This window comes from Nostoc sp., from assembly GCF_036917465.1.
Taxonomy (GTDB): domain Bacteria; phylum Cyanobacteriota; class Cyanobacteriia; order Cyanobacteriales; family Nostocaceae; genus Nostoc.
Genome location: NZ_JBALDL010000015.1, coordinates 19,485 through 32,685 on the forward strand (window position 1 = coordinate 19,485; position 13,201 = coordinate 32,685).

Here is a 13,201-nt window from a genome sequence, read left to right on the forward strand (position 1 = left end):
TTTGTTTAAAATCCCATACTCGATCGTGAATAATTAATCAATTAACCCTTCTTTTCTAGCGCGAATCTCTGTTTGAATCCGAATATTTTTCCCCTCTTTTTTACAATCTTCTGCATAAAGTTCGAGAACATCTTGAATTTTTGTCCAGTATGTACGCACTGCACGTTCAGACCTAAACATCCGTTCGGATATTAGTTTATCTGTTAATCCTTCTTCAAATGCCAATTTCAAAACATCTAACCACTCTGGCTTTAGTTCCAAACCATTTTTGATGTCTTGTGTGTGAGTTGCACCTTGGATTGCTATATAGACACGAGTTAACATTTCCTGTTCTGATAATCCTTTATCAGCGATCGCAAATCCACCTTGATGCTCATCAATCTCGTATTTTATCCTGACTAATGCCTTTACATAACTACTTTGTACCAAAAAGTTTTGCTGGGGATATTTCTGAAGTAACTGTTGAAGTAAGTTGATACCTGTATCAATTTGGGCTGTCATCCCTGTTTTTTCAGGTATTGATAAATCCATGAAAATTAGGTCAAAGGAAGAAGTAGCAATCTCTTCTAGCGCCTCATATACTGTTTTTACCTTGACAATATCTGCTTGTGGATATTGTTGTTGGAGTAAATTAAAGGTTCCAGTTAAAATTAATTGATGGTCATCAATAAGTAGGATTTTCATGACTGGTGATTCTAGGTAAATATTAACTTCTCATAAATTATTAATACGAAACTATTTTCAACCATATCTTTAACTTTTGTAGACACTTAGATAATCCATTTTATGCAATGGGAATGTTCTCCACCTTGCACTAAAAGAGGAAGTTTAGGGTTATACAAACCAAGTCCGCGTAGGCGGGTTCTGTTTGCATAGCGGTGATTATAAATCACCGGATATTTTTTCCTTATGGTTCATCCGCCGCCTCTAGTGGGCAGAAGAAATCTAAAATTGCTTGACTGGTTTTGATATCGTATTGCAATTTTGGCAATACATCTGTCAAAAAACAATACAGTTTTCTGCAATCTTGTATACCAATCAGTATAAAAAGTAAGCCAATAATGCTTCTTCGTTCCAGATGAAACAGGTACGCCATCGCCAAAATCTAAATGGTCAATATTCAGAGCTGCCTTTATTTGACTAATGGCGATATTTATGTTGTTGCTTAGTTAAGCAATTAGAGTGGGGTTATTCTCTAGCCTCAAATTCAACTTTATCATGAATACCTGAGATAGAAATTTGAAATTGAATAGAAGATAATGTTACTATCCTGTTATCTTCTTCATACTCGGAGAAAATCCATTTTTTATCATCAGTTTTAGAATCGGAGAGTAGTCGCGTTTTTCTTGTAATTGCATCTGCCAAGGCTCTTTAGGATTTTTGATTTAACATTGGCTAGATATGTCTAATCAATGCTATTCGTTTTTACTCAAAAGGTTTACTAGGCTGGGTTCCAAGTGCCGTGGAAACCGTGGGGTATAACGCTGGGTAATCCTAGTTTGCAAACGGGTTCGGCATCTAGGCGATCGCTATCAAATACCCAAACTTCGCTACGATGAGAATTACCATCGTAGACAACGGTTAGCACCCAACTTTGCTCAGGGTTTTGGGTAGATTGGGCGTGGATGGGTTCTGAAGGATAACGGTTCTCTCCAAAGTCTGCTTCGGTAAAGGTTTCGGTATTGCGATCAAAACGAGCGATCGCATTTAATATTTCTTGGCTAATATCTGTTCCTGAACGGGATGTTGACATATATGTGTACCGAGAAGCCTGCCCCACGTTTTGCTGTGGTACACTCGGAAATTCACAATGTCCGTTTAATAGTTGCTGAATTGACGTAACTTTGCCAGTTTGAGGATGTAAATAAACTCGTGTTAGTGTGCTTTTAGCTGGGGTGTGAGTTTTACCTGTTGGTACTTCCTTGAGATATTGGTTAGTTTCAAAATTTTCATAACGGGCAACATCTACAATCACTGAACCGCTATCATCAACATAACCATTGGCAAAATGCCATTGGAACCAAGGTTCGGTTTCTCCACGACTCACCACAGACAAAGTTTCCCGATCGATAACTAAAATCTGAGTTCCTAATTTAGGTTCCCACTTGAGAGAATCACTATAGTTGTTTATCCCTATTAGCAAGGGTAAGATATTTAACCGCACTGGCGGAATGAAAAATACAAGATACTGTCCTGCTAAAACGAAATCATGCACGAATGGTACACCATCTAATGGGTATGCGACTTGTTGGATAATCCGCCCAGTGGAATCGCTTTTGTAAATATTCAGCGTCGCATTTTGTGCAGGGCTGATGCCAAAGTTAAAAATCTCCCCTGTTTGCTTGTCCCGCTTACAATGCGCCGAATAGTTTGATCCTTTAGTTAATCCTCCTAAGTCATCTTCGCCCAAAGTTTCTAAAGTTTGTAAATCGAGGGCGTGGGGTTTACCACCTTCCCACAGTGCCAAAAGTTTATCTGGAAGTGCTAATACTGAAGTGTTGGCAGCGTTCTTGATGGGCTTTTGCCATTGATTCCAAATTGGCCCTGGTGCAGTCATCCCATAATTGCCGTAGAGTAGTTTACCTGCTGCGGCTTCTTCTTGATAGCCAGAGGTTTGCACGTAGCGATAAACTCCAGTTGCAACTGCATCGGTAAAATTTATCGCCAGAATTGCCCCATCTCCATCAAACCAGTGTCCTATCTCAATGCCACCGCGTTCTAGCCGTCCGGGGCCATTGCGGTAAAAAGTGCCACGCAAGCCATCTGGGATTTTGCCAGAGATTGTTGGCAATTGCGTAGATGGAAATTCTTTTGCTGGTTGTGCGTTCGCACCTGCCCAGGCTTTTGTTGTTGACTTTTTATTAATAATATGCATGTCAAGTGTTGTTTGAGAAATTTACGAGAGAGGATTTGAATCTTACTCCCCAACGCTAGTAGGGAAGGGGCTGTTCTTGTTAGGTCTGTATTTGCTGTAATTGATAACACCCATAGATCCCCGACTTCTCAAAAAAGTCGGGGATCTAGTTTCTGCGGGTTTAATTCAGGATTGCTATAGGTGAAGCGAGAAAACAACAACTTGTGTATTTCTAACGACAAAACTTAGTGTCATAGCAAAAGCATAAGCTGTTGTTACGACAACTTCAAGGTTGCTAACGAGAAAACTTAGTGTCATAACAAAAACATAAGCTGTTGTTACCACAACTTATGCTTTTATAACAACAGCTTAAATTGTTCTTATAGTAGCTTGAGTGTTTGTTAGATCAAATCCGCTAATATCGCAAAGTGGCAGATTGGATGAGTAATCATCTTGAGTATTACAGTAGATTGCAGCGAGGCTGAGAGTAATTATAGACTTTTCAAATGCGTTTAAAGGTTCCGCGTTCAGCACACGAACTTCAACACAGTTTAACTTGAAACAAGGTGCGTTAGCTTTGGCTAACGCACCCTACGAAAAAATATGTATTAGGGTTTTGTGAAGAAACAATCTGGTCTATTTGTGAAGAGTTTCCCGTTCTTTCTTAGCAGGTTCCTTATCTTTGAACAAATCAGCTGCTGTTAAGAGTAATTCTCGCAATGTTTGTTTGATTTGACGCTCTTTTCTCGCCAGAGATGTACCAGCTTCTCCTAGTTTATCTTCTAGCTGCGATCGCTTCTCTTCTACCTGCACAGCCATAGACTCGGCTTGGGGACGGGCTTTATCATACCAGTGTTTAGCCTCGTCTAGATAATCTTGAACTTCCATAGAGCGTCCGCCATAGCGTGCAGCTAAGTTAGCGCGAACAATCGCTAGCTGCGCTTGCAGTTGCGCGTAACGTTTCTTTAACAATGCTGCTTCTTCACTATCTTTAATGGAATTGACAGCAGAATCAATGGCAGTTTTGGTACTAGCTGGTTTTTCCTTACCCGTCTCTTCAATTTCTGCCAAAATTACATCAACCTCTTGCTGGAGTTGATCTTCTTCGCCATCCAGTTGAGCCTGTAGCCGCTTAATATCTGTTTGAGTTTTAGCAATGCTTTCGTGTCTTTTGCTATTAATTCCTTCCAGCGCCCCTTCAATAGAAGCTGCCACTTCATCCTTGAGTTCGCTACCTTTTTCTTGGAAGTTTTCAATTACAGCAGAAACAGCTTCTCTAACAAGGCTACGAAGTTCGCTAGAACCTTGTTTAAACTCTGAACCTACTTGAGAAACTGCCGATTTGACAATTTCTCGAATCCGCTCAGTTCTTAATTGTCCGGTTTCTTTTGCTTGTTGCAAGTCTGCTTGAATTTGTTCTTTGATATTGTTAGGCATTTTCAACTCTTGAAATTTAACTAATTGGGATAAAAGTTTGTAGAAATGTTCTTACATGCACATTATGGCGTAGCTAAATTAGGCTTGGTACTTCCTTTAGATAGAAAACTCCAACCCTAGAGAGGTGATATTTAAAGAGATGTTACCTATTTGTGAGATGATGAATATTTAGTGGCAGTAATTGAGACGGAAATATGTGGCGAGTAAATATTACTTGTTCGGCTGATGACTGGAAGCTTCATGGTACTGATTTTAAAGCGATCGCCCAGAAGTACAAAGGTGAATTAATTGGTTCCAAAAAAATGCCAGATGGTACACGGATCATGTCCTATAAAATTGAGGATGTTAGCGATGCAGAAACCTTTCAAGAAGAGTGTGGAAATCTTGCTGGATTTATAACTGACTTTGAATCCCTATAAGATTGCTTGTTGACATATACCTGTAACTAGTATCTCACAATCAGGATAAGTGAAGTGAAAAAAATACTCGCATTAATATTAGTAACATTTGTGTTATCACTCGGTACTTTTACTTTACCCGCCAGTGCAGCAGATACAGTTAATGGTGAACAAATATTTAGTGTTCAATGTGCTGGTTGTCATATCAATGGTAGCAACATCGTTAGGCGAGGTAAAAATCTCAAAAAGCAAGCTTTGAAAAAGTATGGTATGGATTCAATAGAGGCAGTTACATCTATAGTTACCAATGGTAAAAATAATATGTCAGCCTACAAAGAGCGTCTAACTGAACAGCAAATTCAAGACGTTGCTGCTTACGTTCTCGAACAAGCTGAAAAAGGCTGGCCTTAGAAAATTAGGAGACGCGAAAAATCTTTGCCTGTATAGGAGTTATAAGTTAAAAAATTAGCGGTTATTAACTCTACCAGTCCTAAATCATTCATAATAAAGTAGAAAAGTTAAAAGGCTGTCAAAATCTGCTTGTCAACTCACTAATTATTAACTCTTCTCACTCCTAAACTTGAAAATGAACTTACCCACAGCTAGCCGTCTCCAATTCACTCCTGATTTAAATATCTGCCGCATCTTAAATGGTATGTGGCAAGTTTCCGGCGCACACGGACAGATAAATCCCACAGCCGCCATTGAGACTATGTTCAAATATTTAGATGCAGGCTTTACCACTTGGGATTTAGCAGACCATTATGGCCCCGCAGAAGACTTTATTGGTGAGTTTCGCTGTCAACTAATTGATACTCGTGGGAAAGATGCTTTATCTCAGGTGCAAGCTTTTACAAAATGGGTTCCTCGTCCAGGCAAAATGACAAAAAAACTGGTTGAGGAAAATATTGATATTTCTCTGAGAAGAATGAATGTTAAATCGTTAGATTTGATGCAATTCCACTGGTGGGAATATCAGGATAAAAATTACCTGGATGCCCTTAAATATATGGCAGAGCTTCAGACTGAGGGTAAAATTAAGCATCTAGGTTTAACTAATTTTGACACAGAAAACCTGAAGATTATTACTGAAGCAGGCATCAAAATTGTTTCTAACCAAGTGCAATTTTCTCTGGTTGACCGCCGTCCCGAAGTTAATATGGTACAGTTTTGTCAACAGCATGACATCAAACTTTTTACTTACGGTACACTGTGCGGTGGTTTGTTATCAGAAAACTATTTGGGTAAACCGGAACCGCAAGGATTTGATCTCTCTACAGCCAGTTTGAAAAAGTATAAAAATACGATCGATGCTTGGGGTGGTTGGCGATTATTTCAAGAATTACTAGCTATCTTGAAGGAAATTGCTAATAAGCATAAAGTGAGTATCGCCAACATAGCGGTTCGTTACATTTTAGACCAGCCAACGGTCGGTGGTGTGATAGTTGGTGCCAGACTTGGTGTATCTGAACATATAGAAGATAACGCCAAAGTATTTAGTTTTAGTTTAGATGATGACGATCGCGATCGCATCATTGCCGTATCTCGCCAATCACGAGATTTGTATCAGCTAATCGGCGATTGTGGCGACGAATATCGGCGATAATTATTAGCGAAAAAATATTTGCAACAAGCGGCTAAGAGCGTCTACACCATCTACAAAAACAGAGATTGAATAGTCAGATCCTTTTGGGTAATACTAGAGTTACGCTGTTCTGCTGTGGTAATGAATGAAACGATCGCCTCACACGCCACAGCAACAGTTAACATCACCAGGTTTCGCGCCAATGGATAATCGCAAACATCATCATTCACTTCGGAAGGAACTCGATAAACGTCATTCCAAATCACTTCTGCATAATCAGCCGATAGTCCAGCGTGAAGACAAGGTATGCTTAATTGGTCAGCATAATCTTTCACTGCTTGACGCGCCACACTATTGTCAAACACATCGACAATTAACTGGCTGTCTTTGAGTAATTGAGTTGTATTTGCTGGTGTTAACTCCTTTGTCTTAGCATCAACTTTAGTACCAATTGCTCGGTATAAATTGTTCGCCAAGATTTTCGCCTTAAACGCTCCCACATCAGAACGGTAGTAAGGCTGAGTCGATAAGTTACGTTCCTCAATGCGATCGCAATCAATCACTGTAAGTTTATCAAAACCAGACCGAGCTAAGTTTTCTGCAATGTTAGCTCCTAATGCTCCAGCGCCACAAATGGTTACAGGATAGTTTTTCAGCTTTGTCATCACAGCATTGCTGCGGTAAAGCTGTTCGTGAAAAAAGACACTCATTGTTCTCACTACTCTTGTTGTTCCATCACAGCCACTAAGGATTGCAAGTCAAAATCGCGATCGCGTCCACTCAGACAAATACCAGAACTAACAACAGTTAAATCAGTTTTAGCGATCGCACTACTATGGCGAACACCATCAGCAGTTGTCCAATCGACTGTCCAGTAGTCGCTGCGATCGTGGAATTGATTTAATTCACCGCCGCCCATTTGCAATGCCTTTTTAAGTCGCTTTTCATCCTGTTGCGGTTGAGTAAATCCCTCAATGCGCCGAGTCGCTAATTCATACACTGTACGGATTTCTGGAGTAATGTCTTTAAACTGTAATTCTTCAGCCGGAATGAGTTGTTTGACGGCAGATTGCAGAGTTTCAACAATTACCGGATCGGTACGGCGATCTACTTCCTCAAACCAGCAAGACTGTCCATTCCATCGGGCAATGATTTGCTCAAAGACGATACCCTCAGTAACTAAGTGGACTGCGATCGGTTTAACTACTTTCAACCGTTGACGCACATCTGCTTCATTTACGGGGTATGCTAACCAGCTTTGTTTTTGTAGTTGGTGTGCTAATCGCAGCCGTATTTGGGGAAAGTGTTGTAAGTATTCGGTAATTTGGGGTAAGTCTGCTTCTTCTACAACCGTTGCTGTTTTTTGATCCACAGGCTGAAAGATGCCCCAGCCTTCAAATTTACTAGGCTTTGGCGTGAAGGTGTAAACCATCCCAGCTACTCGTGTGCGAACTCGTCCACCTTTAACGCAGGGTGCAAGGAATTGGGTGGTATGTAACTGTGCTTCTGCGATCGCAATTTGGTTGATTAGCTTAAATATGTTAGTCATAATTATTTACTGCGTGCAAGTTGGCTTAGAGCGATCGCTGTTACTTCATCCGCCCTTTTCATGTAGCTCATCAATCTCATCTCGTTGGGTTGAGCATATTCTTACGTGAGAATCTATATTCCTCAAGAATATAGTTTACAAATCCCCGATAACCTCCAGGGGATGGAAAGTCTTTGACCCCGGAGTATATTGCCATTCTAAAAGTTGCAACGCGGCATATCTCATGTATATAAAACATAAATTCTGTGTCAATACTCTTCGCAAACTTCTTTCCATGCACTGCTTCTGATCTCAATTTATATAATTCTCTAACTTTTCTATATATTTCAATTTGTGGGTTTTCCTCATCACCAGCAATGTAGGCTGTAAATTCAGGTACTTGTTGGCTGATTCCTCCTTCTTGGTTATTGAATAGAGCTTCAAGGCAGGTAGAATATTTGATAATAGCTGCACTTAGCTCTCTTTCATTCATTGCCTCTCCAAACCAGTAAATTGCAGTCCAAACTCGCTCTTCAAAACTACTTAACTTTTCATCACTAATAAATTTATTGATTATTAAATCACAATGATTAAACCAAGCATTTCTAGTTTTAAGTATAGTAATATGCTGAAGTAAATTGATATCATTTTCAACGAAATGATTACGACTAGAACTAACTGTTATAGATTTAATGTCACTTTCATTGTTTGAATTAACAATTAATAAAAAGGAATGTTTTCTAGCTAAATATTTTTCACCTATTGTTCCAAAAAATACGTGTTTTCCTGCTATTGTTGGTAGTGTGGATCTAATTATGGCATAAATTCTCTTCATTGCTTCTTGAGCAATATCTTGAGCAATATCAACATCTTTATTTTTAATCTTAACTTTTGCTATTAATTGGCAGTTTTGGCATACTTCTTCAAAAGTATTGTAAAATTCAATGTGTTCTTCATCTTTTTGTAAAATATTAAATACTTGAAAATATTCATTTAAAAAATCTGATGTATTAACAAATTCAATTGAACAAAATCACATTTCTCTCCTTTGCTCAGATATCCTCCAATTACTGGAATAATAAATATTTTTGTTGTTGAAATTTCATTATCTACCAACTCTTGAAGCTCTGATAATAAAAGACAAGTATCTGAAATATTAAATAATAAGTTTGTACATACTTCTTTCTTTCCTAGCAATTTCAATAGGTAATTATAAACAGAAATATCTGCTACACTACCAATTAAATTTTGAATTTTTAGAAAAGCTTGCGAAATCTGCCTTAATTTCATCCTTTGATCGTAGTCGATTAACAGATCGACTGGGATGTCTTGCAACTTTATATCTTGAACTACATTATCTGTATTGATGTGTTGAATTGTTATACTTTCGTTATCTAACTTGTCTTTGATACTTGCCAATATATCCTTAAAGGTTTCAAAAATAACTTGATGATTAAGTTTGTTATTTTTAGTTGTATACATACTTCATATTTATATGTAAAGTTTACATTAGCTAATTTATGGTATATATATTGATACCATTAATCAAAGTAAATTAGGCATTGCTTATCAGTAAAAATAATAAGCAATGCCATATTCTAACCTCACTTATCCGATCGCACAGGCAACGGCATATCCAAAATCTCCATCAGCAAATCCAGACGAGAGGGGCGCGTTAGGAGTGGGACGAGATTCGGCAAGCTGTAGTAATCACCCGCAAAAGTAAACGTATCTACAGGTGCTTGTTGCTGCTTCAATTGACTCTCCACCCAGTCGTAATGACCACCTACACGGACAATCACCACGTTGGGCATTATCGCCAACTCCCGGCAGTAAGTCTTGTAGACTTCACCGAAGTAAGGAGCCGCATTTTCGCCCTCATCCGTCACTATGATAATCTGGTCAACTACCTGCTTCTTCTTCCGCATTGCTTCCAATGCACAGCCGATGCTAGTACCACCGCCTGCATTGATGTGCTGGAAGGCACGCTCCCAGTCGGTCAACTCCTTGCCCTTTGCTGTAATAGCGTAAGGAATGGTGTCAAAGGCGTAGACAAACAGTTCTGCCTTAGTGATCCCAGAGATTAGGGCAGCGAGTTGCAAACCCGTCGCAATCGCATTTTCCATTGAACCAGACTTGTCTACCAATAAAGCAGTTGGACGAGCGATCGCACCACGCCGCTTTACCTGTTCATTTGTCACCTTTTCCAGTTGGGCAACCGTGTCTGCGTCAAAATCTCCTGCATCTGCCGCAATCTGTGCTTTGAACGCTGAGACACGCGTACTCTTAGACGCTGCTTCCAGCTTGGAATCAATCAGCTTTTTGACTTCTGGGTGATCCATTGCACCTCTAGTCTGGAGAGACTTGAGGTTATTGATCGCTTCTTGAGGAGTCATGCTGTTAATTAACGCCACCAAGACAACTGGTGTGAGTTGCTTGATTGCACCAACTGCGATCGTATAGGGAATTTTGAACTCCACAATCAGCCGTGCCTGTTCTGCGGCATTTTCTGCCTTAGCAAGCTGCTTCAGCACATCTGCTAAGGAACCCTCTGGAGGAGTATCGCCAAACAAAATCGTATTTGCCCGTTCATTTGGCTTGATGTGCAGTGAAGCATATAAGTGCTTCATTGCCTTACGACCTCGCAAAGCGGCGCGATCGAACAGAGCCGGATTGCTCTCCCGTACCTTTAAGTAACGCCGTACCGCAGTCCGAGCGGAACGAGGTAGCTTATTTTGCTGCTGCTTCATGAAGTCCACCACACGAGCCACCTGATAGGGTGGAAACTCTTGCAGCATCATAAATCCAGCATCCCGGTGTTCAATCAAATTGCTGGTTAGTAAATGAGCTAGGAATACTTCTTTATGGTCGCGGACATCGCCATGACGCTGATACCAGACTGCTAAATGTCCGTAGAAAAGGGGATCGAGTTCAACAATTAACTTGTGAATTTCTGCGACTTGCTCAAGTTTGCGGTGAGGAGTTGTGAGCAAACTGTTGAGCATTTCTAAACGCAGATCGCGTTCTGCAATATTCATGAGAACCTCCTTTAGGAATTTTGGATTTTGGATTTTAGATTTTGGATTGCAATCTAAAATCCAAAATTGAAGGAGGCAGATGTTGCACGCGGGGCGATAAAGTCACCGCGCAAGTTGTAGAAGCATCGTGTATAATTTGTGCAAAATTATGTAAGCTTCTGCGATCGGGGCGCGGCAACAACTGCCGATAAATTGGAATTTCTATGTAGCAGTCCTAATTAATCTGTGAAATTCTCTGTCTTTTTTCTTCACTTCGCGCTCTTTGCGTCCTTTGCGGTTCGTTTAAAAAAGTAATTTCACAGGCTCGATGTTGAAAGAATTAATCTTTTTCATCATTCTCACCTCCATATTTAAATGAAATAAAATCACCTCATGCAAGTCGAAAAAGCTGTTGGTTCACACACGGGATTTGAACCCGTAGTTGCTTGCTCTTAAGTCAAGTGCCTTACCATTCGGCTAGTATGTAAGCTTTTTCAGTTAGGGCACGAAGTGAAAATTTTATGTTTTAGAAAGTTGATTTAAAATAAATCGAATTTCTTTCTTGTTACACTGCTTTTTACTAATAGCGTAAATCATTCGACCTCTATATGCCACAGAACGATGAATTATACCTTTGACAGCATCCGTCACATAATGAGTGGGTGGCAATGGCAAATCTTCAAAGGTAATTAAATACCAAATCTCATTTAGCTTCTGGTATTCATGATAATTATCAATGATGAGAATATCGGTTTGTTCCGGTTTTTGCTTCTGCTTTCGAGGTACTTTCTCGACTGCACAAAGAATTCCGGTTTCAGGATGGATATAGAAGCGATCGCGGTGGTTTGTATTTAGCTGATTTCGATACCCTTGGTAAGCCTTGCTATAGAAACCACCATCAATTATTTCTACATGCCGTTCAACATAGTCCCACACATGATCGATAACATGCTGTCCTGCCATTGTGTTGGGATCTAATCGTTGACACAGTTGACTGTAAACCTCATTCCAAGGCTGTCCGACTTGCGATCGCAAAAACCGACGCAGGGGGCCGAGATGATCCGAAAGATACTTGGATTTATTTATTGGTTTAATCAGGTAATACCATTTCTTTGTGAAACTGCGCTAAATCTCTTAATTTCTTATTTCTTGGCGTACTTGGCGCTCTTGGCGGTTCGTTCTTTATTTTTTGCATTATAGGCGCATCTTCATACAGAATTGGTATAAGAATTAAACAATCCATCCTGAATTGCATCCTCGGTGATTTTGTATAATTGCTTCTTAAAGCCAGTCACCTTTTTGAGGCTAATTCTCCTCCCACCGCGAGGACGCTCAATCACAATCTCGCTCAAACGATGTTCGCTCATATCTCACGTTGTTTAAATTCAGTTGTTCTAATTGAGTTGTTATTAAACATGAGTTAGCTAACATCATTGAACTCACCTCTGTATTGAGTAAAGGTTATAGATAAATACGATTTAAATAATTTAAATTCCGCACAAGTTAGCAAAGCAGTTTTCACGATTGCCTTTACCAATTTGGCTACGCTCCCATTAAAGGGAGCGGCAGGAGTCGAACCTGCATTCCGTTACCGGAGTGTGTAGACTTCACAAGTTAGGGCGCGGAATAAAATTCAACCATAGACAGCTTCAGGGCGGACGATCAAATCACCACTAGGACGGCGATCGATTACGTAAGCAGAAAGGCGATCGCTATTCACATCTAAATGTCGAGCAACGCACTCCTTCACCGCTACATCATTCATCCCTGCTGCAATTCCCAATTGGGTTTTTGGGACATCAACAGAACGTCCTTCAAATCGAATATGAACCATTGCAATCACCTCTTTTTTAATTACGAATTGATATAAGTGGATCTGATCGGGATTGAACCGATACCCTCCCTGTGAGAGTTACACTCACACCTCATGCAAGTTGAAAAAGCTGTGGTAACACCGCAGGAATTGAACCTGCACCTTATCGTTTTAGAGACGATCGCTCTACCATTGAGCAAGTATGTAAGCTTTTTCTGTCAGGGCACAAGTGACATCTGGGAACTCTACCGTTAGAGCTACAGACCCAAGGAAAGTATAATTGCGATGCTCTCAATCTTGCCAAGGAAGCGTCTATACAACTTCAAGCGCAGCAAAATCTGGTGGAGCCGTCGGGAATCGTAGGCTTTGCCTTCCCGCAGGGTACCCGAATCCTGCAACCGTCCGTTTGTTGGCTTCGGAGCAGTCGAACACCAATCGCGGCCCCAAAAGTCGCATCTATGCAATTGTCAAGCTTCTGAGAGGTTTTAGTTTTGCCTTTTGAGGAGGCTTTTCTTTTCATACTACATTTGTAGTATAAAAACTTCATGATGTCAAGGGGATACTACAGA

At 40.2% G+C, this 13,201-nt stretch carries 17 protein-coding genes and 1 tRNA gene; 4 read left to right on the top strand and 14 right to left on the bottom strand.

The annotated features are described in order from the left end of the window. Positions 1–33: 33 nt before the first annotated feature. The 5 genes from V7K38_RS02965 to V7K38_RS02985 form a co-directional block, all read right to left on the bottom strand. Positions 34–684 (bottom strand): response regulator transcription factor, encoded by a 651-nt coding sequence (locus V7K38_RS02965; RefSeq protein WP_334855320.1) that lies wholly within the window; start codon positions 682–684, stop codon positions 34–36. Positions 685–907: 223 nt separating this feature from the next. Next, positions 908–1,096: a hypothetical protein gene (locus tag V7K38_RS02970; RefSeq protein WP_334855321.1), complete on the bottom strand. Its 189-nt coding sequence runs from the start codon at positions 1,094–1,096 to the stop codon at positions 908–910. A gap of 92 nt (positions 1,097–1,188) precedes the next feature. Then, positions 1,189–1,365 carry a hypothetical protein gene (locus tag V7K38_RS02975; protein WP_334855323.1) on the bottom strand — a complete coding sequence of 59 codons (177 nt, stop codon included), beginning with the start codon at positions 1,363–1,365 and terminating at the stop codon, positions 1,189–1,191. 76 nt (positions 1,366–1,441) lie between these two features. After that, a complete protein-coding gene (locus tag V7K38_RS02980) occupies positions 1,442–2,875 on the bottom strand; it encodes a carotenoid oxygenase family protein (protein WP_334855326.1) in 1,434 nt (477 codons plus the stop codon). 615 nt (positions 2,876–3,490) lie between these two features. Continuing rightward, positions 3,491–4,291, bottom strand: a complete 801-nt coding sequence (locus V7K38_RS02985) for a histidine kinase (RefSeq protein ID WP_334855327.1) — start codon at positions 4,289–4,291, stop codon at positions 3,491–3,493. Between the two features lie 194 nt (positions 4,292–4,485). Between V7K38_RS02985 and V7K38_RS02990 the strand changes: the two genes are divergently transcribed. The 3 genes from V7K38_RS02990 (at position 4,486) to V7K38_RS03000 (ending at position 6,295) form a co-directional block, all read left to right on the top strand. Continuing rightward, positions 4,486–4,710 carry a hypothetical protein gene (locus tag V7K38_RS02990; RefSeq protein ID WP_334855328.1) on the top strand — a complete coding sequence of 75 codons (225 nt, stop codon included), beginning with the start codon at positions 4,486–4,488 and terminating at the stop codon, positions 4,708–4,710. 54 nt (positions 4,711–4,764) lie between these two features. Further along, positions 4,765–5,100: a cytochrome c6 PetJ gene (gene petJ, locus V7K38_RS02995; RefSeq protein WP_334855329.1), complete on the top strand. Its 336-nt coding sequence runs from the start codon at positions 4,765–4,767 to the stop codon at positions 5,098–5,100. A gap of 175 nt (positions 5,101–5,275) precedes the next feature. Beyond that, positions 5,276–6,295 carry an aldo/keto reductase gene (locus V7K38_RS03000; RefSeq protein WP_334855331.1) on the top strand — a complete coding sequence of 340 codons (1,020 nt, stop codon included), beginning with the start codon at positions 5,276–5,278 and terminating at the stop codon, positions 6,293–6,295. 50 nt (positions 6,296–6,345) lie between these two features. On the opposite strand, the gene V7K38_RS03005 is transcribed toward V7K38_RS03000, so the two are convergent. From V7K38_RS03005 to V7K38_RS03045, 9 genes are all read right to left on the bottom strand, one after another. Further along, positions 6,346–6,984: a HesA/MoeB/ThiF family protein gene (locus V7K38_RS03005; protein WP_334855333.1), complete on the bottom strand. Its 639-nt coding sequence runs from the start codon at positions 6,982–6,984 to the stop codon at positions 6,346–6,348. Between the two features lie 8 nt (positions 6,985–6,992). Then, positions 6,993–7,823 carry a hypothetical protein gene (locus tag V7K38_RS03010; protein ID WP_334855335.1) on the bottom strand — a complete coding sequence of 277 codons (831 nt, stop codon included), beginning with the start codon at positions 7,821–7,823 and terminating at the stop codon, positions 6,993–6,995. A 76-nt stretch (positions 7,824–7,899) separates the two neighbouring features. Next, a complete protein-coding gene (locus tag V7K38_RS03015; RefSeq protein WP_334855337.1) occupies positions 7,900–8,637 on the bottom strand; it encodes a hypothetical protein in 738 nt (245 codons plus the stop codon). A 158-nt stretch (positions 8,638–8,795) separates the two neighbouring features. Beyond that, positions 8,796–9,284, bottom strand: a complete 489-nt coding sequence (locus V7K38_RS03020; protein ID WP_334855339.1) for a hypothetical protein — start codon at positions 9,282–9,284, stop codon at positions 8,796–8,798. Positions 9,285–9,406: 122 nt separating this feature from the next. Further along, positions 9,407–10,840: a vWA domain-containing protein gene (locus V7K38_RS03025; RefSeq protein ID WP_334855341.1), complete on the bottom strand. Its 1,434-nt coding sequence runs from the start codon at positions 10,838–10,840 to the stop codon at positions 9,407–9,409. Positions 10,841–11,232: 392 nt separating this feature from the next. Beyond that, positions 11,233–11,306, bottom strand: a tRNA-Leu gene (locus tag V7K38_RS03030). A 32-nt stretch (positions 11,307–11,338) separates the two neighbouring features. After that, positions 11,339–11,782 carry a hypothetical protein gene (locus tag V7K38_RS03035; protein WP_334855343.1) on the bottom strand — a complete coding sequence of 148 codons (444 nt, stop codon included), beginning with the start codon at positions 11,780–11,782 and terminating at the stop codon, positions 11,339–11,341. Between the two features lie 245 nt (positions 11,783–12,027). Next, entirely contained in the window at positions 12,028–12,186 is a 159-nt protein-coding gene (locus tag V7K38_RS03040; protein WP_334855376.1) for a hypothetical protein, read from the bottom strand. 266 nt (positions 12,187–12,452) lie between these two features. Continuing rightward, entirely contained in the window at positions 12,453–12,653 is a 201-nt protein-coding gene (locus tag V7K38_RS03045) for a hypothetical protein (protein ID WP_334855344.1), read from the bottom strand. 93 nt (positions 12,654–12,746) lie between these two features. On the opposite strand from V7K38_RS03045, the gene V7K38_RS03050 reads away from it, so the two are divergent. Further along, positions 12,747–12,887, top strand: a complete 141-nt coding sequence (locus tag V7K38_RS03050) for a hypothetical protein (RefSeq protein WP_334712787.1) — start codon at positions 12,747–12,749, stop codon at positions 12,885–12,887. Positions 12,888–13,201 lie beyond the last annotated feature (314 nt).

Excerpts from the sequence above, each read along its gene's own strand:
- V7K38_RS02965 (WP_334855320.1), bottom strand. The coding sequence starts at position 684 with ATGAAAATCCTACTTATTGATGACCATCAATTAATTTTAACTGGAACC.
- V7K38_RS02970 (WP_334855321.1), bottom strand. The coding sequence starts at position 1,096 with ATGGCGTACCTGTTTCATCTGGAACGAAGAAGCATTATTGGCTTACTT.
- V7K38_RS02980 (WP_334855326.1), bottom strand. The coding sequence starts at position 2,875 with ATGCATATTATTAATAAAAAGTCAACAACAAAAGCCTGGGCAGGTGCG.
- V7K38_RS02985 (WP_334855327.1), bottom strand. The coding sequence starts at position 4,291 with ATGCCTAACAATATCAAAGAACAAATTCAAGCAGACTTGCAACAAGCA.
- V7K38_RS02990 (WP_334855328.1), top strand. The coding sequence starts at position 4,486 with ATGTGGCGAGTAAATATTACTTGTTCGGCTGATGACTGGAAGCTTCAT.
- V7K38_RS03000 (WP_334855331.1), top strand. The coding sequence starts at position 5,276 with ATGAACTTACCCACAGCTAGCCGTCTCCAATTCACTCCTGATTTAAAT.
- V7K38_RS03005 (WP_334855333.1), bottom strand. The coding sequence starts at position 6,984 with ATGAGTGTCTTTTTTCACGAACAGCTTTACCGCAGCAATGCTGTGATG.
- V7K38_RS03010 (WP_334855335.1), bottom strand. The coding sequence starts at position 7,823 with ATGACTAACATATTTAAGCTAATCAACCAAATTGCGATCGCAGAAGCA.
- V7K38_RS03015 (WP_334855337.1), bottom strand. The coding sequence starts at position 8,637 with ATGAAGAGAATTTATGCCATAATTAGATCCACACTACCAACAATAGCA.
- V7K38_RS03020 (WP_334855339.1), bottom strand. The coding sequence starts at position 9,284 with ATGTATACAACTAAAAATAACAAACTTAATCATCAAGTTATTTTTGAA.
- V7K38_RS03025 (WP_334855341.1), bottom strand. The coding sequence starts at position 10,840 with ATGAATATTGCAGAACGCGATCTGCGTTTAGAAATGCTCAACAGTTTG.
- V7K38_RS03035 (WP_334855343.1), bottom strand. The coding sequence starts at position 11,782 with ATGGCAGGACAGCATGTTATCGATCATGTGTGGGACTATGTTGAACGG.
- V7K38_RS03040 (WP_334855376.1), bottom strand. The coding sequence starts at position 12,186 with ATGAGCGAACATCGTTTGAGCGAGATTGTGATTGAGCGTCCTCGCGGT.
- V7K38_RS03045 (WP_334855344.1), bottom strand. The coding sequence starts at position 12,653 with ATGGTTCATATTCGATTTGAAGGACGTTCTGTTGATGTCCCAAAAACC.
- V7K38_RS03050 (WP_334712787.1), top strand. The coding sequence starts at position 12,747 with ATGCAAGTTGAAAAAGCTGTGGTAACACCGCAGGAATTGAACCTGCAC.